The following is a 26,031-nucleotide window of genomic DNA, read 5'->3' as shown; positions in this document are numbered from 1 at the left end:
ATTACCGATTACCGATTACCGATTCCCAATTCCCAATTCCCAATTCCCGCGAAATTATGCAATTCAGTGTTATCAAACAGCGATCGATCTGGTGGAGTCTTTCCGCCGCTATAATCCTTGCAGGTATAGTGTCGATGGCGATTTCTTGGACTCGTCCCGACATCCGCGCACCGCTGCGCCCCAGTTTGGACTTTATCGGCGGCACTCGGCTGCAATTTGAACTCGACTGCACGAAACCGGAAAATTGTAAACCCATCGATATTGCTGCTGTCCGCCAAGTCCTCGACACCCAAGGTTTGGCCGGCAGCAGCATTCAAGTTATCGGCAAAGAACAGCGCGGTTTGTCCCTGCGGACTAAAACTTTGGATGTCGAACAGCGGACTAAGTTGCAAACAGCTTTGAGCGATAAAATAGGCGCTTTTGCTCCTCAATCTATTCAAATTGATACGGTTGGCCCTACTCTCGGCAAACAGTTATTTACTTCCGGCTTGCTAGCTTTGTTCCTTTCTTTTGCTGGCATTACTCTTTATCTGACGTTCCGGTTTCAGTTAGATTATGCCTTTTTTGCTTTTGTTGCTTTGTTTCACGATGTCTTAATTACCCTGGGCATTTTCTCAATGTTGGGTTTGGCTATAGGAGTGGAAGTTGACAGTTTATTTGTGGTTGCGCTCTTGACAATTATCGGTTTTTCTGTTAACGATACAGTGGTAATTTACGATCGCGTGCGGGAAGTAATCAAGCTAAATCCCGGACAGTCGATCGATCAAATTGTCGATGATGCCGTCATGCAGACTCTGGGAAGGTCAATTAACACGACCATGACGACGCTGCTGACCTTGTTTTCCATCTTTTTGTTTGGCGGCGAAACCCTCAAATACTTTGCTTTAGCCTTGATTGTCGGCTTTATTGCTGGTGCATATTCCAGTATTTTCATTGCTAGCACGCTGCTAGCTTGGTGGCGCAGTCGTACAGGCAAATCCATCGCCGTCCCCGCAGAAGGAATTAACCCATCAGAAGAAGTTTAACGATTGTTGGTCATCAGTCATTAGCGATCGAGCTGTTGACTGGTGTTATTGTAACCGCGCCAAGACGGTTAGGACGTTCTCGCGTTGCAATTTCCCCATGCGGTCGATTGCAACTTCGGTCTTCCTTCTTCCTTCTTCCTTCTTCCTTCTTCCTTCTGCCATGACTAATGACCCAAATTTTCAAATTGAAGTCCAAAGGCTTCACAAACTAACAGTTTACGGCCGCTGGTTAACTGTGATATTGCTGTGGATTAGCGTCGGTTCTTTGAGCATTTGGAGTTTGCGTCACGAAATCGATTTGTGGTTAGAAAACTTTACTTGGGCGGCGGTGCGCTACGGTTTATATTTTCACCGCTGGCCCACTCTCGGTTTGGGTATATGTTTGGCGATGACTTTAGCAGTGCTAACTTGGCACAGTCGCAACATTGTGCGAGGATTGCCCCTGCGGGAAAAACAGGGTTTGGAACAACAAGTGCGCCGCATTCGCCAACAGGGGCCGAGTCATGTTTTGTGGAAGTGGGTTTGCAAAGGTAGTCCGTAGTCAGTTGACAGTTGACAGTTGACAGTTGACAGTTGACAGTTGACAGTTGTCATGAGTGCTGTCCCCGCTCGCTTTCGAGCTAGTGCTGTCCCCGATCGCGAACAGCAGTCATCAGGCAAACCGAGGTAACATATGTGGTGGGGAAAACTGTTGAAGTGGAATCTCGATCGCAAATTCAGTTCCTTTTTCCGGTTCGGAAAAGCACTTCAATTCGCCACCGTGCTGATTGACAACAATTTCATAGCTAATTGACAATCCCAAGCCCGTTCCTTTGCCCACAGGCTTTGTGGTAAAGAAAGGGTCAAACAACCGCTTCCGAACATCTTCTGTCATCCCCGGGCCGTTGTCAGAAATCTTAATTATTACCTTTTTGCCCTCGACTAACTCCGTGCGAATCAGAATCGCAGGCATCAGATGGCTAGAATTAGAAATTGAAGATTGAGTGTTTGTACGGGAATTATTTTGATCGCCTGCTTGCGAATTTTTCTGGGTTTTCCCATCGACATTTTCGTGTTTGTTCCACTCAACAAGAGCGTAAATGGCATTAACCAAAATATTCATAAATACCTGATTTAGCTGTCCGGGATAGCACTGCACCAGCGGCAATTTGCTATATTCTTTGTGAATTGCGATCGCCTCCAGTCCTGGTTTCCCTTTAAGCTGGCTTTGCAAAAGCATAATTGTGTTGTTGATACCGTCGTGAATGTTGACCTGCTTCATTTGGGCTTCGTCTAACCTGCAAAAATTCCGCAGCGACAAAACGATATCGCGCACCCTTTCTGCACCTTGCTGCATTGAATCAAACACTTTGGGTAAGTCTTCCAGCAAATAATCGAGTTCGATGTTTTCTGATTCCGCTTCAATTTCTGGGATAGATTCGGGACAGTGCTGCCGGTACAGAGAAAGCATCCGCATTAAACCTTCGGTATACTCTTTAGCGTGGTGCAAATTGCTGTAGATAAAGCCGATGGGATTGTTGATTTCGTGAGCAACTCCTGCTACTAACTGCCCCAAGGAAGACATTTTCTCTGTTTGAATTAGTTGAGTTTGAGTGCGCTGAAGTTCCAGGAGGGCAAGTTCGAGCTGTTGGGCTTGATGTCTCAATTGTGCTTGGGATTCCCGCATCGCCACGGTTGCTAACTCGTGAATCTGCAACTGAGAAAGCAGTAGTTGGTGAACGTCTAAAAGTTGGTAATTGTCCGGCTCTACCTGAACTACAATGGGTTCGTGGATCAGTTCGGGCGATCGCTCTAGAGACTGCCGTACTGCCTTCATAATAGAGGTTTTGCGATCGAGAACCAAGATATCAGTTTTAGTAAAGCGGTACAGGATGAACAAAGGCTGTTGAGAAAATAACTCCAAGCTGTAGGGGCGACTCATGTGTTCAAAAAAACGTCGGCGCGAAATCATCCCTGCAAACTTTCCTTTCTCAGTAATGATGATGCCGGGAAGTAAAGGATTAGATTGAAAAATTTTAGTAACTTCGCCACCCAGACACTCTGACTCCAGGAGAAAGTTGTACAGGGTTAATTCCTCTAGAGTCGATCGCAAACCGAGCGGCGATTTCAGGGGACTTACCCCATCAGTTTCATACACTGCTCCCTCCTTTGGTAATTGGCAGTTGCTGTTGGCTGCTGGAGTATTGCGTACTATTTGCACTGCTTTTTCTACTCTTTTGATAGCTTGGCAATCAACTCTACTCGGCTCGCTCCAATCGAGTTAATTTAGCATGATTTTTTTCTTTAATCGTGCTGTTGTCACCCGAAACGATATAGCAGGTTAGATTAATTTAACAGTAGATACCTTTGCAACCTGACTACTTAGTAAGTTTAATCTATCCCAAATTCTACTAACCAGAATCTAGCACTTATCACTAGCTTGAATGTTTCATAACATGAATTTGGTTCAGATTGATAGACATCCGCGATCTGGGCGAGGACATTTGCTATTACCCCTTACCTAAAATTATATGACAATCCAGAAAAGAGTAGCGACAAATCTGGAGCCGATCGCCCGCCCTGACAATTCAACCGCAACCTGTTTCTGCTAATTGGCACAAAATGTCAATTGTCAGTTTTTTCGCACAAATGCCGATCGCTCTCAACACCCGGATTGTATTGCAGGTAGTCTCCTAGCCAGCGACAGCCGACGGCGAGCAATGTGTCAAGTTCGGCACCTTCTACTTTAGCAGGATCGAGACTCCAAAGCTTCACCGACCCATCTTTCCCGGCAGATGCTAAAGTTTTGCGATCGGCACTAAAACTCACACTCCACACATCCGCTTGATGTGCCCTAAAAGTTTGCAGCAAAGTCCCGTCGCGGCGCCAAAGTCTCACATTGCCGTCAGTGCTGCCCCCTGCCAGCAACTTGCTGTCTTTACTCCAACTGACATTACCCAAAGCTGCTGTAGAATCGAGAGTTTTGAGCAACTTGCCGTCAGTATTCCAAACTTTCACCTTCCAATCGTGACTAGCTGAAGCAATCCTCTCACCGTCTGGCGAGAAATTGCAGCCCCACACTTCATCTCCGTGTCCCAAAAGAGTTTTCTCAAGTCGAAACAGTGTTTTTCCAGTGCGTTTCCAAAGTTTGACAGTTCGATCTTGACTGGTGGAAGCCAACATATTACCATCGGGACTGAACCTGACTGATGTAACAGGTCTAGTATGTCCTTTTAAAGTATGCAGCAAAACACCGCCTGCATTCCAAATTTTAATAGTTTTATCCGAACTTGCAGTAGCAATTAGTTGAGAATCATGGCTAAAACTTGCACTCCAAACTAAATCTTGATGTCCTTTCAAAACTTGCTGCAAAGTTCCGTCGCGGCGCCAAATTCTGACAGTTTTGTCAAAACTTGTAGAAGCAACTAACTGACTGTCAGGACTAAAAACTACCTCAGTAATTGACTCGGTGTGTCCAGGCAAACTCAAAATTAACTTACCGTTAGGCTGAAAGAAATTCACCAACAATTCGTCAGTCGCACTCACAATCAACTTGCCATCCGGGCTGAAATTAGCCGTGTGTCCCTTAAGCAAACGATTGCGTTCTCTAACTGCATTTACCGTTCGGTGCAGTATATTTAGTGTCTGTGCTTTCAGCGTTGGGGAAACTTCTATCTCTCGCATTTTTTTGCCAGCACTGACTGCTGCGATTAAAGCTCCTAGCTGATCGTAGCTTAGGGAAATATCGGCGGTAGAATTGAGTGCTTCTATGTGGGTAATTATTGCTTGTTTTTTTTGATTTTCAGCTTTCTGGGCTACTCGCTGCACCTGCACGAGCACGCTACCAGAGATAGCAGAAATTACAGCGAGTGCAAACAAACTAAATTGGACTGTTCGCTTGGCTTTTTGCTGAGCTTTAGTCAAAACTAAATTTGCTTCGGTTAATATTTGCGAAGCTGCTTTTTCTAGTTCCAAAGCTCTTTGAACTTCCAGATTTTCTTGTTCTTGGCTAGCCGAGAGGAATTGATAATCGCGATCGCTCAAACTTTTGTCAGCCGCCCAGATTAAGGCTTCTGCGAGAGCTCTGCCTTGCAGCAAGCGGGAAGCGTCTGTGTGGTTGGAGGCTTCCCAAGCGCAGATAGACTCGGAGTAAGGCAGGAGCTTTGCTAATTCTTGGTGTATCCATTCCCGATTAAAAACAGACGCATAAATTTGGTTGTAAACTCTCAGTTTTCCTCCATCTTGGACGATTAAACCTGACAGTAAAAGTTCCATTTTTTGGGAACTGTATTTAGCTAAATTATATTGAGCAATCGACTCTTTTGCGGTATTTTTTGCGCCGTTTGGCAGAGTCATATCTGCTAAGATTTGTTGGTAAAGTCCTAGCAAACGGCCGATGCGCTCTTGATTTCTCAGGAGGCGATCGCGAATTGTCTTGAGATGTTCGGGTTCGTCTTGAAATTCCCAGTTTTCTACGGTGCTAGACTGCACTAATTCGGCAATAAATAATTGACAGTTGGCTGGGCTATGGCAATCGCGGCTGGTTTCTGCTGCTAACTTCTGGGCAGTTAATTGACAAAGTTTTTGAGTAAGGAATGGCTGTCCTCCAGTCCAAGCTAAGATTTCTTTGAGAATTTCGTGGGAATTATCGATTTTTTCTGGCCATCCTCTGACTAAAGGTGTGGCTTCGGCAAGATCGAATCCTTTGAGTTCAATGGCGCGGCCGATATTAAACGGAGTTCGGGTTTTGTCAGAGATCAAATCTTGAGGAGTCGCTACTCCAAATAAGGCAAAAGTCAGGCGGTTGTATTCGGGATTTTCGGCGCGTTTGTTGTAGCAGCCGCGCACCCAGGCAAAAAAGTCGTCGCTGGAGAAGTTCAGGGAGAGAATGCTGTCAATTTCGTCGATAAAAATTACGATATTGCGATCGATCGCCGGAAGCAATACTTGTTCGATAAATTCATTTAATCTGACGGCTGGTGGCAAGTCTTCTCGATCGCGCCACCAAGTCTTGACATTCATTTTAATTTTAAAGCTATTGGCGAGAGTGGCTGTAAAACCCGCGTACCACTGGACGGGAGTTATTTGAGCCGTGCCAATTCCTGTGATGTCAACAATTGAGCAGGCAATATTTTCTGCTTGTAAGCGGCGCGCTGTTTGCACCCGCAGACTCGATTTTCCCATTTGTCGGGAGGTGAGCACGTAGCAAAAATTACCTGCTTTTAACGATTCGTAAAGTTCGCTATCTGCTGCTCTGGTGACGTAGGTAAGAGCATTCGCCTGCAAACTGCCACCAACTTGATATGCAAATTCTGTCGCTGCCAAATCGGACACGGGAAATAAAGGGGAAGCAGAAGGAAGAAATTCTATTTTAGCCGACTTTGCGCCAAGCTCAACTTCAATTTGAGATAATTGGTTTGGTTTCGATAATATTTCGATCATAATTACTACTGCTTCCCCTTTATTTTAAGCAATTCTCATTAGAAACTCTAGGATGTTCATGGGAGGAACCTCGGGAGGCCGGGTTTTGTGGGGCGATCGCAGTGACTTGGATAAAAATGACTGTTGAGGAAAGTAAGCGAGGATTTCCATGTGCGGTTTGCCGAACTAGATGTGTTAAATCTATACACGGCGGGGCGATCGCACTTTCAGTACAATGTCAGTATTTCAACCTCTACATCCGCTGAGTCTGAATATACAAGGTGTGAAAGTAGCTCTAATCCTGTGGCTGTCTACATTTGAGGCTTTTCACGGGTGTGGCGGTAGGAGGCTCAGAGGTAGACAGTTAGCGTATTGGCACAAGCAGAGAGGGAGGGAGAGAGGGGGGGCAAGAGGTGAGGCGAGAAACCGGGTTTCTACGATTTTTTTCGTTGAGTTACCAGAAATCTTCGTAGAAACCCGGTTTCTGAAGTCATGGTGGGGGGCGAGAAACCGGGTTTCTACGATTTTTTTCGTTGAGTTACCAGAAATCTTCGTAGAAACCCGGTTTCTGAGTTTATTACGTAAATGCCTTAATATCACCCAAAAGTATGATTGATGGATAAAAAGTTGCGTGTTATTATTCTAAATAATTCTATACAAAAATACTTTTACCGAAAAGGAGAACAAAAAATGGACACACCTACAGATCGCGTACAAGAACCTGTCGGGGCAAGAGAACTCGAATCAATACCTGTATCGGGAAAAGTTTCTGCCGAAAAAGTTACTGAAGTTCAATTTGACGCGACTCCTTTAGAAACCCCTACTTATACTCAGGACAAAGTTAGCGTCGAGGAGTTGAAGATTAACGGCGACGATTTGGTTGCTAAAGTTAAAGAGCTGATTCACGAAGGGAGTATCCGCCGCCTGATTATCAAAAATGAAGAGGGACGGATTTTAGTAGAAGTTCCTCTGACGGTGGGAGTAGTCGGCGGAGTCATCAGCGCGACTTTGTTTCCAGTGATTGCAGCAGTAGGAGCGATCGGTGCATTAGTCGCTCACATGACGATTATAATTGAAAGAAAAGAATAATAATAACTCAGTCGCGATTACTGCTAATATCCGGTTAATTTCGCGCGATCGAGCTTGTTTCTTGTGAGGACTAAAGTCCTCTTTTTTTGAATCAGGACTTACGCAAAAAGTGTTTTTATGGTGGAATTATAGCGCAATACCGTTCAGTTAAGCCAGATCCCCCCTAGCCCCCCTTCCCAAGGGGGGGACAAGAAGTTGCTCAAAGTCCCCCTTTTTAAGGGGGATTTAGGGGGATCTCCTCGGAGTAAACAGTTAACCCAAGCGTATTGAATTATAGCGGTAAGGTGCACGAGGTGCAGAGCGCACCTTACCAAAATTAGGTTGTGCGTAAGTCCTGATTTTGCCAACATATGCTAAGAAACTGTTTGGTGAGCTAGCTTAACTGTTCCTAAAGCCGTCTTCCTGCTGTCAAAGAGTTTCATAACCCCGGAGGAGATGGTATCGATGACATCGGGAGCGCAGTAAGACAGAAACTCTTCCGACGAAATGTGACCGGCAAAGAATTCTTGAGCTTTCTTCAAAAAGTTTTCGGTTTCTGCAAAGCCGATAGATTTGATAATAAACGTAGCCACGGGGGAGTTTTTAATATCATAGGGAGATTCTTGATTACGTCCTATTGCTAACAAATCTAAAACCTCTTTTTCCAACTGACTTTCTAAGGGGTAAGCGATTTGTCTGTTGGGCAAGTAATCTTCCAAAACCGATGTTTTAAATCCTGGTGCGCGCAATTCTCCCATCATTGTCGAAAGCGGAATGTCGCGCCCCAAACGGTAGGAAAGAGCTTCTAAAATTGCGATCGTAATTAGTTTGATACCCAGATAAAGTTTGGCGACTGCGATATTTTTTCTAGTTTGGGCAATCATGTGAGCGTAGGTTTCATTGTCCGGTTCTTGCATAAACTGCTGAAAAACCAGTTCTGGTTTGAGGAAGTTTAAAAATCCTTCCATCTTTTGCAGAGATTTGCGATATCCGCCCACGGTATAGGAATTGACATTGCTCAATTCGTGGTTGGTTTCTGGCATCAAGTTCCAGGTATTGTCTAAGAAATTAGAGGAATTTGGAGAGGCAAAATTCTCTACATCCCGATTGGCTAACCTGACCGAACGCTTGACAATTTCTGCTGTTTCGGCATCAGTCCATCCGAAATTCAAATCGCGATTTACACTTACCAAGCGCTGGTGCAAAAGTTCGATCGCACTCAAACCGCTGGCCGAAATCGGACGAAAAGGAATCGTAGCTTCGATGCAAGCGGCAATTTCGGCGATCGTACTTGCAGGCAAAAAAGGCTCCAAAGATTTGGCAGCAATCACGGCACTCAAGAATTCGTTCTGGCCGGCAAACGGAGAGAGAATCTTGCCTGGAACAAACCCAAAGACAGAGGCCACCAGGTGATACATGGCATCGTCGGGTAGTTCGGTTCGATCTCTAATCACTAACTGCGATCGCACTTCTTGGACAAAAGGACAAAGGGCGCTGCTGATATTGAAACTTACGCCCTGATCGACTTGGACGTACACGAGGTCGTGAAACAGCGCAGCCAGTACCTCGATCGGATCGACTGACCCTCCGACCTCAAAAATGTGTTCCGACGTGTGAAAGTAGCGCCAAGGCCCCCTCATCGTTTGAATGATGAGCTCTGCTATCTGCTCCAGCTTCGGAATGTCTACTCGACCTCCCAATTGCTCGATCGACGCTACCAAAGCATCCAGACACCGTTTTTGTTCTCCGAAAAGCTCCATTTACGCACCTCCACTACATTCCCTGATTGTCTTGGGCTTGATTGAATGGTATCAAAACGCGCTGCGATCGTGCCATCGCTCGTGAGTGAAAACTTGTTTTTGTCAGAAGTCCGATCGGGGGGTAAAAGCCAGAGGGGAATACAGGGAGAGAGGGAGAGAGCGCCAGAAGAGAATTAAAAATTAAAAATTTGCCGCGATTCTGGGAACTAAAAGGTTCTGTATCATCAATAACATTAGATTTGAGCGGATACCATTTTAGATTTTAGATTGTGGATTGAAAAATTGCAGGATTGAAAAATTGCAGGATTGAAAAATTGCAGGATTGGGAATGACTTATGACTATCGGGGTTTGGATCGCCGACAAAGCAAAAGCAGTTGCATTTTTTTTAACAATAGTGAGTTTACAACCGCCCGATCGCTAAATCTCAAAAAAACGCGGTTTTTCTCAATCTGGGTCGATCGACTTCTAGGGAAGCAGAAACCTGGTTGTAGCCCGCACGCGCCAGCGATCGAGCGATGTTCAGCTTTTAGACAGAGGTAAACACCCGTGCGATCGCTGCAAGATTAACTAGGAACTGAGCAATTTGGGAGACTAGGTGGCGTGAAATTCGTGTCCGACCCGCGAATAACAGTCAAAATCCGCAAAATGAACGAGCGGGTGCGGTGGCAAGAAAAGTCGATCGCCGATCGGGGAATTGACCAAACTAAGATGGTTTTGGACGATCGAACCGATGACTGTCCTGAATTTTCATTTTTAGTCGCAGGCGACAGCGGCACCGGCAACCACCGCGGCCACAACCCGCAGCGGCAGGTTGCCGAGTTGATGCTGCGGGAACGCCAAAGTTGCCGTTTTGCTCTGCATACGGGCGATGTAGTTTATCTGGTGGGTTCGAGTGAATATTACTTGCAAAACTTTATTCGCCCCTACCGAGAGTTTATCGTCGGCGGCGAGCAACCATCTCGGATTGCTTACGATCGCATGGTGTTCAACTTTCCGTTTTTGCCCGTACCGGGAAACCACGACTACTACGACTTGCCGATATTCTACGGAATTCTCTCTGCGACTGCTTTGCCGCTGCGGAGGCTGCTGGGTTCCAAGTTAGATCTCGATGTCGGCTGGCACGGTTCGGAGATCGGAAATGCCTACGCCAAAGCCTTTCTCGACTACCTGAGGGCTCACAAATTGCCGGGAGAGCTCGATCGCCACCTAGACGCCCACTACACCGCTCACAGCAGCACCGGCCGCTGCATCCGCTACCAACCAGGACGCTTTACCCGCTTACCCAACCGCTATTACACGTTCCGCAGCGGCGGCATCGACTTCTTCGCCCTCGACTCCAACACCTTTAACGAACCGTTGCCGATCCCAAAAACCAAAGAGGGCGAGATTCGCCGCCAAAATTTGGAACTCGACCGGCAAAAGTTGGAACAAGAAAAATTGGAAATGCTCGAAATGTCCGATCGGCTCAACCCGGAAATTCCCGAAGAAGCCGAAAAGCTAGACGACTTGAGCGCCAAATTAGAGCAAGTTGACGAAATGCTGATGGATATCGACAAACAACTGTCGCCCGACAGAACAGCCTCCACGGACGTTGAACAACTCGAATGGCTCAAAAGGCGATTGATTGCATCTTGGGCAGATTCAGACGTGCGGGGGCGGGTAATGTACTTGCACCATCCCCCCTACGTAACCGAGGCGACAAAGTGGAATCAAGCTCAAACTTTGGCAGTTCGGCTGCGATTGCGCGAGGTACTCGATGCGGTGGCCGATGCAGTTGGGGAGGAGGCGCGGGGGCGTCCCCTAGTAGATTTGGTACTCACAGGCCACGCCCACTGTTTGGAATACCTGCGGACTGGGGATACCGGACACGGCGACTCTGGGATTAATTGGATTGTCTGCGGGGGAAGCGGCCACAGCCTGCGGCGTCAGCGCCCGGAAGGGCCGATATTGCAGGAAGCATCGAGCCCGGAAGCTTATCGGTTGGCGCGCGAGGCTGGTGCTGAAACAGCCAGCCGGCGGGTAGCGGAATCTTTGCTATTTGTCGGCCGCAGCGGCGAAGGTTCCCACAAACGCCGTCCTTATTCGTGTTTGCGGATTGATGTTCTTGACGGGACTCCCCCCAAGTTCAGAGTTCGACCTTTGGTTGTCGAACGATTTGAGGGGAAATGGCAGGAAATCGCGATCGAACCTTTTGTAATTTAACTTTCGCTTCTAGGTTTGTAGTGAGGACTTCAGTCCGCAAAAATTGGGAAGGACTAAAGTCCGAACGATCGAACCTATTTGGTTTTAGGTTTGTAGTGGGGACTTTAGTCCTCAGGAAAATAAGGACGAAAGTCCTCACTACAAACCAATTTAATTGTTGTATCTCAACAGGAAATAATATTACCAATTACCAATTCCCCATTCCCAATTCCCCATTCCCAATTACCCCTTACCAACTATGAAACGTTCAGCTTGCCTAATCTTTAATCCCGTCGCCGGCAACAGCGACCCCGACCAAGACTTAGCGACAATTCAAGAAATGTTAGAGCCGTTTATTGACTTAGACATTCGGCTGACAACACCAGAATTAGATGCAGATCAACTCGCCCGCGAAGCAGTTGCTAGAGGAGTTCAGGAAATTATTGCTTCCGGGGGTGACGGCACATTATCAGCAGTTGCGGGCGCCATTGTGGGGACAAATATCCCTTTAGGAATTATTTCGCGGGGAACTGCGAATGCTTTTGCAAATGCTTTGGATCTTCCGAATACCATCGAAACCGCCTGCGAAACTATTTTGGGAGGGTTGACGCGGGTGGTGGATGCGGGGATGTGTAACGGTAAAATGCCGATGGTTTTGTTAGCTGGAGTGGGTTTTGAGGCGGAAACTGTCGAATTAGCCGATCGCGAAATGAAGAATCGCTGGGGAATGCTGGCCTACATTCTCTCGGGAATCAAACAGTTAAACAATTTAGAAAGATTTGAAGCCGAAATCGAAACCGAAGATAAAATCATCACCGTTACTGCGGTGGCCGTGACAGTGGCGAATGCAGCGCCGCCTACTTCCATTTTAGCTCAAGGCCCCGCGGGGATTATTTTCGATGACGGCTTGCTGGACGTGACGCTGGTGGCGCCTCAAAATAAAGCAGGGGCGATCGCAGCTTCTTATCACCTCTTACAAACAGCGTTGAGCGGCAATCCTACCGATCGCGACGACATCGGTTATTTGCGCGCAAAAAAAGTAAAAATCAGTGCCGATCCGCCTCAAAAAGTGGTTGTAGATGGAGAAATTGTCGGCATGACTCCGCTTTCAATTGAGTGCATTCCCGGAGGTTTAACTATTTTCATACCGCGAGTTGAAGAAGATGTACCCGTGGAAAAACTGACAGGTTTAGCTGACATTGAAGTGACAATGAAACCCTTAACTTAAACATGACCTAGGCAACTCTTAAGGTACGTAGTTGCGCTTCAGCGCTCAAAGGTACGTAGTTGCGCTTCAGCGCTCAAAGGTACGTAGTTGCGCTTCAGCGCTCTCTTCTCTTAAGGTACGTAGTTGCGATGAAAGCGCTCTCTTAATTAGATATGAAAGAGCAGTATTCTGGAGGTACGTAGTTGCACTTCAGCGCTCTTTTAATTAGATATGAAAGAGCGCTGAAGCGCAACAACATACCTTAAGACCGCGTGGGCGCTCTTTTAATTAGATATGAAAGAGCGCTGAAGCGCAACTACATACCTTAAGACCGCGTGGGCGCTCTTTTAATTANNGAGCGCTGAAGCGCAACTACATACCTTAAGACCGCGTGGGCGCTCTTTTAATTAGATATGAAAGAGCGCTGAAGCGCAACTACATACCTTAAGACCGCGCGGGCGGTCTTTTCTTTTTATGCGTCTAAGATTTGGCGAATCCGGCGCTCTAAAAGTTCGAGATCGAGGCCGCCTTCATCGCGACTGATGCGGCGCACGGTGACGTTAACATTGTTCAAATCTGCCAGCAAATCTTGGAGGATTTCTTGTTGCTGGCGGGCTTGAGTTATTTCGCGCGGTTCCTGCACTAAATCGCGAACAATTGTATCTTCGGCGCGCGAAGCAACGATCGGGTCTGCTTCGCCGTCTACGTGCACGAAAGTGCGCCGGCCCGGGCCCCGTTCTTCTTCAATTGGGATTACTGCTGTTACTCGATCGGATCGCACATATTTGCCAAATCCTAGGTGGACTAAGACGGAAGATTGTATTTTCATAGATAGCAAGTTTTATTTGTAAGTTATCTATATTTTAACTTTTTCACTATGAAACGACAACTAATATCAAAGCTTTTTTTACTACAATATATGTCGGTTTTTTCTCTGTTTTGAAGTTGTCAAATCGAGAAAAAAATGCTAAGTTAATTAACTGGATATAACTTGCCAACGGTTGGTCAGAAACCGGGTTTTTCACGAAGAGACGCGTTGCAGCCCACAGATTCGGTAAAAACCCGGTTTCTTTGGTTGAAGCGCGTAAATCCTGTTAACATAAAAATAGAGCAATGTGCGATCGCCCGCAGCGCATTTCAGGGACACAGCCTACCGATTCTAGATTTGAGCGTTACTCCCACGGAAAAACAGGAAAGCCTAAATGATCCCAATTAGTCTCGACTTAGTTATCAGCCTCCTGACAGCCATTCCCTTCGGCACCATCAAAGACAAGCTTCAGCGCAACGAAACAGTCATCAAATTATTAAAAAGATTTAACCTCGACCCCGATGCACCGCCAGCCGATTTTAGCGGAGTTTACGTTTATACTTTAGTAGAATACGGCGCTGGCAAACCCAAGCAGATTTTAGAACTGTTTCGCCAAAAAGAGATTGAATCAGCATTTCGTAAAGCCTTCGAGTCCGATAGCCCAGCAATTTTAATTCAAGCAGGCGATGACTTTCTCAATGAGTCTGCTTTGGGCCAAGAACTTCGAGATTTAGGCATTGACCCCAGACGGGAGTTTATGGCATTTGCGGCCGTGTTTATGGAAGTCGCAAAGCGGACGCGATCGATCGGCGATGTGATGGTGGGAAATGCGATCGCCTCTTTGCAAAAACGCCTATCTATGGTAATGGATCGCATCGAACGCCTTCCCACTCTCGAAGGAATTCGCACGGAGTTTGCGCGGTTGGAAGCCGAAGATTATCCCGCACTTCCCGCAGCCACATCAACGAATATTCAAAAGTCTCAAGCTTTTATTTTATCACAACAAGTGCGCGGTTGGTTTGAAACCTTAAATTATCAATTTGAAACCTATCAAATCTCGGAAGATAACTATTTTGAATGGATTATCAATGTTCCGGTGAGACGCAAAAAGTACGATCGCATTTTAGTACGCGGTATCGCCGGAGAAGCCGGACTCAGGGACATCTTAGCCTTGCGCGAGTCGGTGGAAAAGCAGCGCACCGATGAAGGCTGGTTAGTCACCGCCCGCCGCATCAGTCGCGCCGCGCGGGATGAGGTAGAAAAAGATGAAAATCGCGATCTAGCTTGCTATACCTTCGATGAATTGCTGGATCAAGATGCCGATTTTACCGCTTATCTGGATTGGCTAGAAACTGAAATTACCAGCCGAGGAATTGATACGAAATATGTGCCGCTAGCTTGTACGAAAGAAGAAATTGACCCCGATACTCACCGCAAAATAGGAGTGAGTCATTATGGCGATCGAGATGGGTGGATTGAAGGTTATATTGATTTGTGGTTGGATGACCCAGTAAAAGAACATATTTCAGTTTTAGGAGAATTTGGAACCGGGAAAACTTGGTTTGCCATGCACTATGCTTGGATGGCGCTACAACGCTACCGAGATGCTCAAAAGCGCGGCTTAGAACGTCCGCGTTTGCCGTTAGTAATTCCCCTGAGAGATTATGCTAAAGCTGTTAGTGTGGAGTCGCTATTTTCTGAGTTTTTCTTTCGGAAACACGAGATACCTTTGGCGGGTTATTCGGCTTTTGAACAACTGAATCGGATGGGTAAGTTTCTGTTGATTTTCGATGGTTTTGATGAAATGGCCGCTAAGTGCGATCGGCAAGAAACCATCAACAACTTCTGGGAACTAGCAAAAGCCGTCGTTCCGGGTGCGAAAGTTATCCTGACTTGCCGCACCGAACACTTTCCTGAAGGCAAGGAAGGACGGGCATTGTTCAATGCAGAACTGCAAGCTTCAACAACCATTTTAACAGGCGAAACTCCCCAATTTGAAGTATTAGAATTAGAGAAATTTAACGACGAGCAAATTCGGCAAGCGCTGTCATTTCAAACAGAAGTTGCTACTGTCGAAAAAGTGATGGGAAACCTGCAACTATTGGATTTAGCGCGTCGCCCGGTGATGACCGAGTTAATTTTGGAAGCATTGCCCGATATTGAAGCTGGCAAACCAGTGGATATGTCGCGAATATATCTGTATGCGGTGCGGCGGAAGATAGAGAGAGATATCAAAGCTGAACGGACTTTTACTTCGTTAGCAGATAAGCTTTATTTCTTGTGCGAATTGTCTTGGGAAATGCTGTCTACCGACCAAATGAGTCTGAATTATCGCGGTTTTCCCGATCGCATTCGCAGCTTGTTTGGTTCCATCGTCCAAGAGGAAAAAGACTTAGACCACTGGCATTATGACATGATGGGTCAAACCATGCTAATCCGCAATGCCGATGGCGATTACACTCCAGCCCACCGTTCGTTATTAGAGTTTTTTGTCGCTTATAAATTTGCAGCGGAATTGGGAGTTTTGGCGGCAGATTTTACCGAATTAGTTGCGCCGGAACAGTCTTGTTTAGATCCTGATGTTGAGGCTCAATTATACACTTGGTCTAATTATTGTCGGCTTCAGGCGCAGAAGAGAAATCAGAACGAATTGATCGCGCCTTTCAAGGGATTTGTTGCTGAAGATTTAGGGCAACTTCGTCAGAGTTTCGGACAAGCGCCACTGACGAAAGCAGTGATTGATTTGTTGTTACCTATGTTGGAGGTTATTTCCCCCCCCTTGTTAAGGGGGGCCGGGGGGGATCGTGACGATGCCAATCACGAGAGAACCCCCGAATTCCTATTAGAGAGAGAGGATAGTGACGATGTTAGCCAGAAGAGATCCCCCCAACCCCCCTTAAGAAGGGGGGCTTTAGAGAAGTCGCCCCTACTAGAAATTATGGAAGAAACGCGGGGAAAAACTGAAAGCGAGGTGGGTTATGTGGGAGGGAATGCGGCGACGCTGTTGGTAAAAAAGGACAATGCTGCTTTAGAAGGAAAAGACCTTTCTCATGCCGTAATTAAAGGTGCTGATTTTACAAATGCGACGCTGCGCCACGTCAATTTTGCTAAAGCGAATCTGACTAATTCTGCTTTTACTAAAATCTTCGGTAGTGTTAGGTCAGTAATATTTAGTCCTGATGGCAAACTGTTAGCTATAGGTGATACTGATGGCGTAGTTCGCTTGTGGGAAGCTAGCACTGGAAGAGAAATATTTACCTGTCAAGGACATACTAACGTGGTGGAGTCAGTCGCCTTTAGTCCAGACGGTCAGATCCTTGCTAGCGGTAGTTATGAAAATAAAATTAAGTTATGGGATGTCAAGACTGGTGAATGTTTCAAAGTTTTGCAGGGACATACCGAATCAGTAATGTCAGTCACCTTCCATCCTGATGGAAATATACTCGCTAGTGGCAGTTTCGATCGCACGATAAGGTTATGGGATATTCACACGGGTGAATGCTGCCAAATTTTGCAAGACCATACTAAAGTTGTATTTTCAGTGGCTTTCCATCCTACTGGTGAGATGCTTGCCAGCGGTAGTGGCGACAAAACAGTAAGGCTGTGGAATATTCACACTGGTGAATGCCTAAAAATTTTCGATGGTCATGCTAAAAATGTGTCCACAGTAGCCTTCAATTCTGCTGGTGAAATACTTGCTAGTGGCAGCGGTGATGCAACAGTAAAGCTGTGGAATATAGATAGCGGTGAATGTCTCAAAACGCTAGAAGGACATTTCGGTCATGTACGATCAATAGCCTTCAGTCCTTCAGGCGAAATATTAGCAAGTGGCAGTTACGATCGCACTGCAAGGTTGTGGGATATCGGCACTGGAAAATGCTTGAATACTTTACAAGGGCATAACAATCAAATAGGCTCAATCGCCTTCCATCCTACTGGTGAAATAATTGTTAGCGGTAGTTACGACCAAACAGTGAGGCTGTGGGATATCGACAGCGGTGAATGCTTGAATACGCTGCAAGGGCATAGTAATCAAGTCAGATCGATATCGTTCAGTCCCAACGGTGAAATGCTTGCCAGCGGAGATGACGAACATACAGTCAAGCTGTGGAAAGTCAGCAGTGGTGAATGTCTCAAAACCTTGCAGGGGCATCTCCATCGGGTACACTTAGTTGCTTTCAGTCCAAATGGTGAAAAGCTTGCTAGCAGCAGTTATGACGAAACATTGAGGGTGTGGGATATTCGCAGTGGTGAATGCCTTCATACTTTGCCAGAATTTGGCAATGAAACACGATCGATCGCCTTCAGTCTCAATGGTGAAATACTTGCTAGTGCAGGTTATGATCAAACGGTAAGGCTGTGGGATATCAGTACGGGCGAATGCCTCAAAACCTTGCAAAGGCAAAAAAGTTCAGTATACTCGTTTGCCTTCAGTCCTTTGGGTGAGATATTTGCCAGTACCGGTTTTGATGGAAGGGTGAGGCTGTGGGATATCCATACTGGTGAATGCCTCAAAATCTTGCAAGGGCATCAAAGTTGGACGCGCGCGATCGCCTTTAGCCATAACGGTGAAATATTTGCCACGGGAAGTGTCGATCGCACAATCAGATTGTGGGATGTCCGCAGTGGTGAATGCCTCCAAATTTTGCAGGGGCATACTGATTGGATACGTTCAGTTGCTTTTAGTTATTCTGGTGAAATAGTTGCTAGTGGAAGTGTCGATCGAACGGTAAGAATATGGGATATCCGTACAGGTGAATGTCTAAAAATTTTGCAAGGTCATACCAGTAGAATTAACTCAGTTGCCTTCAGTTCAAATGGAAAAATTATTGCTGCTTGCTGTCGGGATGGCACAATTATAATTTGGGATGCTGGGACGGGTGAGTGCCTCAAAATACTGAAAAGTGACAGACCTTATGAAAACATGAATATTACCGGAGTTACGGGTTTAACGGAAGTTGAAAAAGCCACCCTCAAAGCTTTAGGGGCTGTGGAAAATTAATCATCGCCAAGGAGGAACTATGCAGTCAGCAATACGGATTACCACCAAAGTTCTTGCAGGAAATAAACTTGAAATTCAAGTGCCACCTGGTTCTGTGGGTGAAGAGGTTGAAGTGTTTGTGATTATACCAGAACACATCTCGATCGCCCAAGAAAATGCTTGGAAAACTTTTTTTGATAGTTTAAATATGTTCTCGGAGGACTTTATGCTAGTCAGAAATCAGTTGTCTGTGGAGACGAGAGACGGTTTAGAATGAAATTTTTACTACGCCACTGACGCGCGGGTTCAGAAACCGGGTTTTTTCGATAAAATTTCGTTGTGTCCAGCAGATTCGGCCAAAAACCCGGTTTCTTTGGTTAAAGTTATCCGATCGCAAATTCACTCAATTTTCGCATCATCGGCGGGTCAAACCCAAGTACAATATCTTCTTTGGGAACTCCCAATTCAACGAGTTCGTTAGCAATACCCACTTCAGTGCCATCCTGCTGAATCCAGATTTTATTATCCATAATATCCAGGTGCAACACCGGGCCATAAACTCGCCGCTGATTGCGCCAGCCTACATAGATTAATTGATAATGATCGCGATCGATATCAAAGATAGTTTGAGCCTGAATTCGCTCATCCCACACCAGACTAGCGTGTTGGGAGAGTAGATTTTGGATATGTTGCCGATAAAGGTCTACATTTGCCATTGTGCGTCTAAATCTCCATATCCAAAACAATCCTATTCTTCTCTTTGGATAGATCCAAAAACCTGTTCCACAGTCAAATTAAGTTCGGGAAAGCTACAGGATAAAATTCGATCGCCCTCTCGGAACTGGCTAGCCTGATATTCCCCCTCAACCAACTGATAAACCGAGATTGTAGGTTGTTTCGGATTGCCAATGAAGCGTCTGCCACCCAAAGCAGCATAATCCACAACCCAATATTCCGGGATACCCAATCTTTCATAATCAGCCACTTTAACCAAGTAATCATCTTGCCAGTTCGTGCTAACTACCTCGATCGCAAGTTTAACAGATTTACCTTGGGTAATAATCGATGATTTTTTCCAAAGTGGCTCCGAAATCAAGGCTGGCTTGTCTAATACTATGATATCTGGCTGATATCCTGTCGTCGCTCCTAGAGGCTTGACAAAATAGGTTGATGGTGTTATGTAAGACAGATTAAGGCGATCGATTTCTACGTTAATTTTGCGGATGAGAAAACTTGTAACTTCCTCATGGTCGCCGTTTGGATTCATCTCAACTATTACTCCATCTCGTAGCTCGAAACGTCCTTTGCCATCGGGATACCACTCTATAAATTCCTCGAATGTTAGTAGTTTGGCTGTGGTTTGAATCATGTTGGCACGGCCTCTTCTTTTTAACTGGAATCAGTAAATCTCCAGTTGGATAACTTATTGTACCATTCTTGATATGACTTACGCGCGAGTAGTCAGAAACCGGGTTTTTCCTTTGAATACTTCCTTGAGGCCAGCAGATTCCGCCAAAAACCCGGTTTCTAGGATACCCTACTGACTAAATTGTTGAGCGTAATAACGAGCGTATCGATCGCCCTTTTCGAGCAATTCCTCATGGGTTCCCGATTCCATCACTCTACCTTTTTCCAAGACCAAAATCCTGTCAGCCTTCCGCACAGTCGCCAAACGGTGCGCGATAATAAACACAGTCCGATCGCGCATCAATCTTTCCAAGGCCTCCTGCACCAAAGCTTCCGACTCCGAATCTAGCGCCGATGTCGCTTCATCGAGGATCAGAATTCGCGGATTTAGCAAGACTGCACGGGCGATCGCAATTCTTTGTTTTTGTCCGCCCGATAAATTTACACCCCTTTCTCCTACCCAAGTTTGATAGCCGTCGGGAAACTCAGTAATGAATTGATGGGCGTTAGCAATTTCCGCAGCTTTCTGTACATCTTTCAGTTCGTAATAAGATTGACCGAAAGCAATATTTTGAGCAATTGTACCCGAAAATAAAATAGTTTCTTGCGGTACAATTCCGATTTGTCGGCGCAGCGTATTTAATGTCACATCTTGAACATCAATCCCATCAATTAAAATTTGTCCCGCTTGCGGATCGTAAAATCTGGGTAACAAGTTTACTAACGTAGTTTTCCCCGCACCGGATGCGCCGACAAGCGCAATCGCTTCTCCGGGAAGTGCGAGTAAACTCATACTTTGTAAAATCGGAACCCCCCCTAGCCCCCCCTTATCAAGGGGGGGTTGAGGGGGGTAGGCAAAATTAATGTTGCGGTATTCGACTTTTCCGGTAACGTGGGGAAGTTCGATCGCACCAGGCTTTTCGACGACTGTTGATTGAATGGCTAAAAGTTCAAAAATGCGATCGCTAGAAGCCTCTCCCTGCTTAAAATCGCCGTAATTTGCAGTGGTAATTGCGATCGGATCGATTAACAGCGCTACTCCGGCGATATAACTGATAAATTGCGTACCAGTGAGATTTCCTTGAGCAATTTGCCAACCACCGAGGAAAAACAGCAAAATCACGCTCATCGCTTCCAGAAAGCCAACTACGACGAACTGGAGTGCTTTTATGCGTTCTGACAAATACTTAGCGCGACGGTTTTGTTCGGCTTCTTCTGCAAAGCGGGCAATTTCGTAGTCTTCCGCCACAAATGCTTTGATTAAACGAATGCCGCTGAATACTTCTGTTAGCAAAGCGGATAAATCAGAAATCCGATTTTGACTTTCTCGCGAGTAACTGAGCAGTTTCTCGCCAAACCAGCCAATTAAAATAGCCATCAACGGTGCAATGATTAACGCACCCAAAGTTAATTGCCAGTTAAGATAAATCATATATCCCATGACTGCAATTAGCTGCAAAACACAAGGGATAAATTGATGAAAAAATTTATTTACGACTTCGCCAATGCGGTCAATATCTTCTGTGAGGCGGTAGGATAAATCTCCGGTTTTGGCAGTCTCAAAGTAGCCGAGATTGAGGTTTTGGAGGTGTGCATAAACTTTTTTGCGGATTTCTAAAGCAATAGTCAAAGCTGCTTTTGCCATCAGCGTATCTTGACCGTACTGGGCGATACCACGAATTAGAAATATGATGGCGCTGAGTGCAGCAATTTGAGCAAACCCTTTTAAATCTCCTTTACCTATAAATTTGGCGGTTTCACCAACCAGCCACGCGATTATTGGCCAAAATATGGTAAAGACTACGGTACAAGCTAATGCTTTACCGATGGTTTGTTTTTGGGGACGGAGGTAGGGTAAGATTTGCCAGTATGTCGATCGAGCTTTCAAGATATTTTGCCCTCGCAAGTTCTGTTTTTAGAGATATCTGAGCCAGAATATGATATCAGCGATCGGGCAAATCTTCGCAATCATTCTTGACCCTCAGCATGAGTAGCCCGTACTTTAGCCCCCGCCACAACTGCACCCCGAAAGGCGGCCGATTCTCCGGGTGCAAGACTAACGGGTTGAGTATCGATAAATCCGTTGTCTATTAAATTGCCTGACTCGTCCAAAACTTCATAGTTGACTTTGACATTTTTGATAATTTTGCAGCCTTGATTCAACACTTTTCCGCTGAAAAAGCTGCCGTCATAATTTGCCGTCGCAATTGACACTTTCGCCGCAATGTTAGCACCGGTAATGCAAGTTGGGGAACTTCCCGATGGCTGTTTTTCGCACAACTTGCCTAAGTCTACTATTTTGCCTTCGGTGGTTTTTAGGTAGCAAAATGGTTCATTAATTAGTGAGTTTTGAGCAAGGGTATTTGTAGAGTCTGCAATCAAAGGGCGAGCCGATATCGGCGAGATTAGCAAACTTGATAAAGCTACGGTTAAATGTAATATTTTCATATTTGTTTGGGATTTAATGAAATTAATTGTACCAGATAATTTCGCTAAAATTTACATTGTGCTATGATAAGACATCAAACTTTTGAAAATAAAGTCATGGTCGTTACTCAAGATAACCCCAAACAAAAAGCGATCGCCCTGACCGTAACTTGGGAGAAGTTGCCAGACGATTTCCAATTAGAAGAAAAACCAGTGGAGAATACAGGTCAACCGCTAATTGCTGGAGCACTGCGAGAAATCTTAGAACTGAGAGGATTAATCGGCCCACTAATGTTGATTGCCAGCAATTTTGGGATTTGCGCTACTGTCAACGGCGAGTTAGTTATCAAAGCACCAGATTGGGTTTACGTACCTTCGGTATTGCCCGCAGAGTCGAGAATTGACCGCAAAAGTTACACCCCAAACTTGGAAGGAGAAATCCCGACCATTGTGATGGAATTTTTGTCGGAAACAGACGGCGGGGAATATTCTACTAAACGTACTTTTCCTCCGGGAAAGTGGTTTTTTTACGAACAAATTCTGCAAGTCCCAACTTACATCATTTTTGACCCAGAAACTGGATTGCTGGAAGTATATCGCTTGCAAAATGGCAACTATGTACTAGAATTTCCCGATGAGGAAGGTCGTCACTGGATGGCAGATTTTGGTTTGTATTTAGGAACGTGGAGAGGGGAGAAAGAACAGCGTACAGGCTATTGGTTGCGCTGGTGGGATGAATCAGGAAATCTGCTGTTGTGGGGCGTAGAACAGTTAGCAGTAGAACGCCAGCGAGCCGATCGCGAACGGGAACGAGCCGATCGACTGGCTGAGTATTTGCGCGATCGGGGAATCAACCCGGACGAGATTATTTGATGAATTCTACGCGATATTTGTAGGGACACGGCAATGCCGTGTCCGCAATTACTCCTATTATTTAATACTCGGATTCCTATTCCCAAGATTCCGGGCTCCCGGAACTTTTCGGCTGGGACGACGATTGTTCAAACTGCTAGCAGTTCGAGCATTCACAGCATCAACAGGAGCTCTTAAACCCAAGTCTTGCAAAATTTCTACAGCCGCCCTTTGTCCAGTTTCGCAACCGCCTTCCATGTAACCTTGATTTTCTAGCGAAGTGTGTTCTCCGGCAAAATATAAATTGCCAAATCGTTCGCCTTCGACGCGGTGCATTTGCGTCCACTGTCCGACTAAATAGCAGGAATAAGAACCTTTAGAAAAGCGTTCTCCCGGCCAATAAACTCGCACTGCTTTTCCCGATCGCAAATTTCTCACTCCGGGAAAAACTCTTTCAAATTGTCCCAAGAATTTTTGTGCTTGGTCTTCAGGAGTTCCGCTACCGATCGACAAACCTTGCTTTCCTCCTGTAAAATTAGTGATCAAACCGTTAGCAGTGGGAGCAAAAGCCGTAGCTTCCCAGGTATTCTGGAATCCTAAATCGGTATAAACAGAAGCAGTCGATCGATAAGTTTCTCGCCAAATGCGACTGCGGTAGCCAGTAATCAGCTTAGAATTAGTACCGTAACCCAATTGCTCGATCGCCCTACGCTTCGGTTGCGGCAAAGGCACGTTAATTTTAACGTCTCGGAGAGTGCTAAACGGCAAAGTTAGCAAAACCCGTTCATAAATACGCTCAAAGGCGCTTTCACCCGATCGCAAATTCACCCGATAGCGGCCATCCGGCAAAAAAGTAATCGCTTCCAAAATTGTCCCCGTCTCGATCGAACCAGACAATCGATCGGCTAAACGGTTGACAATTTGACTGTTACCGCCGTCTATTTGATAACGCTGATCGCTGTCGCCGTACAATTCAAAACTGCCAGATTCAGAACCGATTAAAAACAGCAGATTTAACGCCGACTGTTCCTCGGGATCTCGACCGTATTCTATCGTGTAAGCAATGCGGAGCAACTGCCGGACAATTGTGCTAGTATCAGCTTGGTTTACATATTCAGCGATCGAAAGATTGTCCAATCTTTCCGCTGGTTCTGTAAAATCTTGATAGCTAATGTTATCTCCGATCGCACCCAAATCTGCACTAATTTTACTAGCAAGGGGCCCAAAATCAGAGATTAATTGCGCTAGAGAAAATCGTCGCCCTTCCAAGAAAAAAGTATCCTTTACCAATCCCCGCTGTACGTTAACTAAGTCGATCGCCCGCAAACCCAATTCCGTCGCCAGCGAGATCAAAGTAGTGTGGCCGCTATCAATAAATTCTCCTCCCAGCTCGGCCGAAATCGCTGTTCCAGCCACCCTAGGAGCCGTGCGAATCCGTCCCCCCACGCGGTTGCTTGCTTCGATAATATCGGCACGCACGCCCCCCTGACGCAAGCGATAGCCCGCCGTCAAACCAGCAATCCCCGCACCCACAACCAAAATGGGCGATCGACCGCGCGCTTGAGCAAAAGCCCCCTCTCCCTCCCGGGTAAAAGTCGCAGCAGCAACGGCTCCCGCCGCCGCTAAACCCCCATGCAGCAAGTGCCGCCGAGATATGGGAAAATTGGGAGTGCGATCGTCCAGCATCCCCAGTAATTCATCAGCCGGAATGCCTGTTTCCCTTGACTTTTGGGCAATACTCGCAGCGCGGCGCAGCATTGCCATCAGTGCAGATTTAGCCATAATTGAGACGCCCTCACAAAAAAAATGATGTAAACTGAATTCTCGATCGAATTTGATTATGCACTTTCCAGATTAAAGTACAGAGAGATTTTTTAATAATGCTAACCCTCAGAACACTGTTCGACAGCAAATTTTATCTCGAAAACAACCCAGATGTCGCCGTAGCAGTCGCCAGAGGCACAGTATCGACCCCCTTCGATCACTACCAAAAAATTGGCCAATTTGAAAATCGTGACCCTAATGCCCTGTTCGACGCCAGCTATTATTTAGACACCAATTCAGATGTTGCAGTGTCAGCCGAAAAAAACAAATTTTCCGGCGCCCAGCACTTTATTAAATTCGGTCAATTTGAACGGCGGAACCCCAACCCTTTCTTCGATGTGGGTTTTTATCTGACAAGCAACCCGGATGTGCAAACAGCAGTCCAAACCAATCAATTTAGCGCCTTTGAACACTACTTGAAAGTCGGTCAATTTGAAAACCGCAAAGCCAGCATTTTTTTCGATCCCAGCTTTTATCTAGAAAGATATCCGGTAATAGGATCAGCAGTCAGCAGTGGCGCAGTTAAAAGTGCGATCGACCATTACATTCAATTCGGTCAACAAGAAGGATTGTTGAGCGCTCTCCCCGTTCCCGCCGACGATTTGAGCGCAGCCCAAAACCTAGGTGTTCTCACAGACAGTCTAACTGACAACGATTTTTTGAGTGCTACCAAACCAGCCGATATTTACAGTTTCATCCTCAATACTCCCAGTCTTTTCAGTGCAACTGTTGATGGTTTGAGTGCAGATGTGGATGTAGAATTAATTCAGGATCTCAATGGTAACGGCGTAGTTGGATTAGACGATATTATTGCTTCATCTAACAATTTAGGTACGGCTTCAGAAAGAGTTGTAAGCAATGGGGCTTTGCCTGCGGGGACTTATTTTGTCCGCGTTTCTCAATTTCAAGGCGATACAGATTACAATCTGAGATTGCTATCTGCTCCCTCAGTAATACCGCCCCAAACTTAAAATCAAATTAACGTATTAGGTACGTAGTTGCGCTTTAGCGCTCTTTATAATATTAGGAAAGAGCGCCAAGATCGCAACTACGTACCTTTTGAGATTGCTATCCGCTCCGTCAGCAATAC

General features: G+C 45.9%; 18 protein-coding genes. 9 read left to right on the top strand and 9 right to left on the bottom strand.

The features are described from left to right. The first annotated feature begins 56 nt into the window (after nt 1-56). Together secF and JGK22_RS26195 are read left to right on the top strand one after the other, a co-directional pair. Nucleotides 57-1,025 (top strand): protein translocase subunit SecF, encoded by a 969-nt coding sequence (gene secF / locus JGK22_RS26200; RefSeq protein WP_293212619.1) that lies wholly within the window; start codon nt 57-59, stop codon nt 1,023-1,025. Nucleotides 1,026-1,185: 160 nt separating this feature from the next. Further along, nucleotides 1,186-1,566 carry a hypothetical protein gene (locus tag JGK22_RS26195; protein ID WP_293197263.1) on the top strand — a complete coding sequence of 127 codons (381 nt, stop codon included), beginning with the start codon at nt 1,186-1,188 and terminating at the stop codon, nt 1,564-1,566. Between the two features lie 111 nt (nt 1,567-1,677). On the opposite strand, the gene JGK22_RS26190 is transcribed toward JGK22_RS26195, so the two are convergent. Together JGK22_RS26190 and JGK22_RS26185 are read right to left on the bottom strand one after the other, a co-directional pair. Further along, complete coding sequence (locus JGK22_RS26190; protein ID WP_293212621.1) at nt 1,678-3,225, bottom strand: ATP-binding protein; 1,548 nt, start codon at nt 3,223-3,225, stop codon at nt 1,678-1,680. A 404-nt stretch (nt 3,226-3,629) separates the two neighbouring features. Next, nucleotides 3,630-6,446 carry an AAA-like domain-containing protein gene (locus tag JGK22_RS26185; RefSeq protein WP_293207908.1) on the bottom strand — a complete coding sequence of 939 codons (2,817 nt, stop codon included), beginning with the start codon at nt 6,444-6,446 and terminating at the stop codon, nt 3,630-3,632. A 669-nt stretch (nt 6,447-7,115) separates the two neighbouring features. Between JGK22_RS26185 and JGK22_RS26180 the strand changes: the two genes are divergently transcribed. Further along, entirely contained in the window at nt 7,116-7,514 is a 399-nt protein-coding gene (locus tag JGK22_RS26180; protein ID WP_293179560.1) for a DUF4342 domain-containing protein, read from the top strand. A 353-nt stretch (nt 7,515-7,867) separates the two neighbouring features. Here the strand turns inward: JGK22_RS26180 and JGK22_RS26175 are convergent, their stop codons facing one another. Further along, nucleotides 7,868-9,253 carry a hypothetical protein gene (locus JGK22_RS26175; RefSeq protein ID WP_293179557.1) on the bottom strand — a complete coding sequence of 462 codons (1,386 nt, stop codon included), beginning with the start codon at nt 9,251-9,253 and terminating at the stop codon, nt 7,868-7,870. A 646-nt stretch (nt 9,254-9,899) separates the two neighbouring features. Here JGK22_RS26175 and JGK22_RS26170 point away from each other — a divergent pair. After that, nucleotides 9,900-11,456: a metallophosphoesterase gene (locus tag JGK22_RS26170; RefSeq protein WP_366026711.1), complete on the top strand. Its 1,557-nt coding sequence runs from the start codon at nt 9,900-9,902 to the stop codon at nt 11,454-11,456. Nucleotides 11,457-11,694: 238 nt separating this feature from the next. Continuing rightward, on the top strand, nt 11,695-12,663 hold the full coding sequence (locus JGK22_RS26165; protein WP_293179551.1) for a YegS/Rv2252/BmrU family lipid kinase: 969 nt from the start codon (nt 11,695-11,697) through the stop codon (nt 12,661-12,663). A gap of 451 nt (nt 12,664-13,114) precedes the next feature. On the opposite strand, the gene JGK22_RS26160 is transcribed toward JGK22_RS26165, so the two are convergent. After that, complete coding sequence (locus tag JGK22_RS26160) at nt 13,115-13,471, bottom strand: hypothetical protein (RefSeq protein WP_293179548.1); 357 nt, start codon at nt 13,469-13,471, stop codon at nt 13,115-13,117. Nucleotides 13,472-13,844: 373 nt separating this feature from the next. Here JGK22_RS26160 and JGK22_RS26155 point away from each other — a divergent pair, with 373 nt between their 5' ends. Both JGK22_RS26155 and JGK22_RS26150 read left to right on the top strand, forming a co-directional pair. Beyond that, nucleotides 13,845-18,452: an NACHT domain-containing protein gene (locus tag JGK22_RS26155; protein ID WP_293314089.1), complete on the top strand. Its 4,608-nt coding sequence runs from the start codon at nt 13,845-13,847 to the stop codon at nt 18,450-18,452. 19 nt (nt 18,453-18,471) lie between these two features. Continuing rightward, nucleotides 18,472-18,708: a hypothetical protein gene (locus JGK22_RS26150; protein ID WP_293179542.1), complete on the top strand. Its 237-nt coding sequence runs from the start codon at nt 18,472-18,474 to the stop codon at nt 18,706-18,708. A 106-nt stretch (nt 18,709-18,814) separates the two neighbouring features. Here JGK22_RS26150 and JGK22_RS26145 read toward each other — a convergent pair whose 3' ends face one another. From JGK22_RS26145 to JGK22_RS26130, 4 genes are all read right to left on the bottom strand, one after another. Then, nucleotides 18,815-19,147: a XisI protein gene (locus JGK22_RS26145; RefSeq protein WP_293179539.1), complete on the bottom strand. Its 333-nt coding sequence runs from the start codon at nt 19,145-19,147 to the stop codon at nt 18,815-18,817. A 32-nt stretch (nt 19,148-19,179) separates the two neighbouring features. Then, nucleotides 19,180-19,800, bottom strand: a complete 621-nt coding sequence (locus JGK22_RS26140; protein ID WP_293179536.1) for a Uma2 family endonuclease — start codon at nt 19,798-19,800, stop codon at nt 19,180-19,182. A gap of 168 nt (nt 19,801-19,968) precedes the next feature. Beyond that, the gene (locus JGK22_RS26135; RefSeq protein ID WP_293179533.1) at nt 19,969-21,726 is read right to left on the bottom strand and encodes an ABC transporter ATP-binding protein; all 1,758 of its coding nucleotides are present in this window, start codon (nt 21,724-21,726) and stop codon (nt 19,969-19,971) included. An 80-nt stretch (nt 21,727-21,806) separates the two neighbouring features. Then, nucleotides 21,807-22,286, bottom strand: a complete 480-nt coding sequence (locus JGK22_RS26130) for an FxLYD domain-containing protein (RefSeq protein WP_293179530.1) — start codon at nt 22,284-22,286, stop codon at nt 21,807-21,809. 96 nt (nt 22,287-22,382) lie between these two features. On the opposite strand from JGK22_RS26130, the gene JGK22_RS26125 reads away from it, so the two are divergent. Further along, complete coding sequence (locus JGK22_RS26125) at nt 22,383-23,138, top strand: Uma2 family endonuclease (RefSeq protein WP_293179527.1); 756 nt, start codon at nt 22,383-22,385, stop codon at nt 23,136-23,138. Between the two features lie 57 nt (nt 23,139-23,195). On the opposite strand, the gene JGK22_RS26120 is transcribed toward JGK22_RS26125, so the two are convergent. Then, complete coding sequence (locus tag JGK22_RS26120; protein WP_293193544.1) at nt 23,196-24,899, bottom strand: NAD(P)/FAD-dependent oxidoreductase; 1,704 nt, start codon at nt 24,897-24,899, stop codon at nt 23,196-23,198. A 98-nt stretch (nt 24,900-24,997) separates the two neighbouring features. Between JGK22_RS26120 and JGK22_RS26115 the strand changes: the two genes are divergently transcribed. Further along, nucleotides 24,998-25,912: a PPC domain-containing protein gene (locus JGK22_RS26115; RefSeq protein ID WP_293193545.1), complete on the top strand. Its 915-nt coding sequence runs from the start codon at nt 24,998-25,000 to the stop codon at nt 25,910-25,912. Nucleotides 25,913-26,031 lie beyond the last annotated feature (119 nt).

Origin of the sequence: Microcoleus sp. PH2017_08_TRC_O_A, assembly GCF_020738665.1 — a bacterium.
GTDB lineage: Bacteria > Cyanobacteriota > Cyanobacteriia > Cyanobacteriales > Microcoleaceae > Microcoleus.
Note: the sequence above shows the minus strand (reverse complement) of the source record. Positions and strands in the feature narration are given on the sequence as shown.

What these genes read in the sequence shown, in the direction of transcription:
- JGK22_RS26150 (WP_293179542.1), top strand. Translation starts at nt 18,472, where the DNA reads ATGCAGTCAGCAATACGGATTACCACCAAAGTTCTTGCAGGAAATAAA.
- JGK22_RS26170 (WP_366026711.1), top strand. Translation starts at nt 9,900, where the DNA reads ATGAACGAGCGGGTGCGGTGGCAAGAAAAGTCGATCGCCGATCGGGGA.
- JGK22_RS26180 (WP_293179560.1), top strand. Translation starts at nt 7,116, where the DNA reads ATGGACACACCTACAGATCGCGTACAAGAACCTGTCGGGGCAAGAGAA.
- secF (WP_293212619.1), top strand. Translation starts at nt 57, where the DNA reads ATGCAATTCAGTGTTATCAAACAGCGATCGATCTGGTGGAGTCTTTCC.
- JGK22_RS26155 (WP_293314089.1), top strand. Translation starts at nt 13,845, where the DNA reads ATGATCCCAATTAGTCTCGACTTAGTTATCAGCCTCCTGACAGCCATT.
- JGK22_RS26115 (WP_293193545.1), top strand. Translation starts at nt 24,998, where the DNA reads ATGCTAACCCTCAGAACACTGTTCGACAGCAAATTTTATCTCGAAAAC.
- JGK22_RS26195 (WP_293197263.1), top strand. Translation starts at nt 1,186, where the DNA reads ATGACTAATGACCCAAATTTTCAAATTGAAGTCCAAAGGCTTCACAAA.
- JGK22_RS26140 (WP_293179536.1), bottom strand. Translation starts at nt 19,800, where the DNA reads ATGATTCAAACCACAGCCAAACTACTAACATTCGAGGAATTTATAGAG.
- JGK22_RS26125 (WP_293179527.1), top strand. Translation starts at nt 22,383, where the DNA reads ATGGTCGTTACTCAAGATAACCCCAAACAAAAAGCGATCGCCCTGACC.
- JGK22_RS26145 (WP_293179539.1), bottom strand. Translation starts at nt 19,147, where the DNA reads ATGGCAAATGTAGACCTTTATCGGCAACATATCCAAAATCTACTCTCC.
- JGK22_RS26160 (WP_293179548.1), bottom strand. Translation starts at nt 13,471, where the DNA reads ATGAAAATACAATCTTCCGTCTTAGTCCACCTAGGATTTGGCAAATAT.
- JGK22_RS26165 (WP_293179551.1), top strand. Translation starts at nt 11,695, where the DNA reads ATGAAACGTTCAGCTTGCCTAATCTTTAATCCCGTCGCCGGCAACAGC.
- JGK22_RS26120 (WP_293193544.1), bottom strand. Translation starts at nt 24,899, where the DNA reads ATGGCTAAATCTGCACTGATGGCAATGCTGCGCCGCGCTGCGAGTATT.
- JGK22_RS26175 (WP_293179557.1), bottom strand. Translation starts at nt 9,253, where the DNA reads ATGGAGCTTTTCGGAGAACAAAAACGGTGTCTGGATGCTTTGGTAGCG.
- JGK22_RS26185 (WP_293207908.1), bottom strand. Translation starts at nt 6,446, where the DNA reads ATGATCGAAATATTATCGAAACCAAACCAATTATCTCAAATTGAAGTT.
- JGK22_RS26130 (WP_293179530.1), bottom strand. Translation starts at nt 22,286, where the DNA reads ATGAAAATATTACATTTAACCGTAGCTTTATCAAGTTTGCTAATCTCG.